Origin of the sequence: Streptomyces sp. NPDC127092 (assembly GCF_042722475.1) — a bacterium.
In the GTDB taxonomy this organism is placed as follows: domain Bacteria; phylum Actinomycetota; class Actinomycetes; order Streptomycetales; family Streptomycetaceae; genus Streptomyces.
Genome location: NZ_JBHXFE010000103.1, coordinates 2,847 through 3,437 on the forward strand (window position 1 = coordinate 2,847; position 591 = coordinate 3,437).

Below are 591 nucleotides of genomic sequence, written 5' to 3' on the forward strand. Positions count from 1 at the left end.
GCCCCCCCTTGCCCTCCGGAAAAAAGGTGGGGTTCTGGGGGGGAAAGGAGGTTCGGGGTTTTCCTGCGCTCGTGCAGGAGGAGGAAACCCCCACGACGCTTTGCGGAAAGCACATGCTCCAAGGGGTGCGTCCACCTGCCTCCCCAGGACAGTCCCCTCTGGCATGCCTGCGGTGCATAGCCCGGCGTCTCTGCCTCAGCCCATAGTCGGATGTCGTACTTCCGCATGCTCTCGCCGAAGCTCTTCGATCATGGTCTGGCCCCACAGTGCTCGCGCGGATCCAGGCTGTAATTCTTAGGCGTGTTCCGATTCTCCTCAAGGGGGATCGGAGTGACCCTTAAGGCCCCATGCGGACGAACACCTCGTCCGCCAGGGCCGGGCTGTGGAAGCGGGAGAACATGGCTCGGCCCTTGCGGAGCTGGCCTAGGGCGAGTTCGCGGGCGGCAAGGAGGACGTCAGGGTCTGATAGGACGTCATCGAGGTCGTGCCACCCCACCAGGTAGGCCGTCTTCACGGGCCCGGCTGTGCGGTAGGCGCCGTCGTTGAACAGGTCTGCGAGCTTGCTGGTGTCGGGCAGGGTCGGTGCTACGT

The 591-nt window shown here is 64.6% G+C and carries 1 protein-coding gene; it reads right to left on the minus strand.

The window, feature by feature from the left end:
* Nucleotides 1-337 precede the first annotated feature (337 nt).
* A partial coding sequence (locus tag ACFWJO_RS37415) for a hypothetical protein (RefSeq protein ID WP_386872581.1) occupies nucleotides 338-591 on the minus strand: 254 nt, incomplete at its 5' end.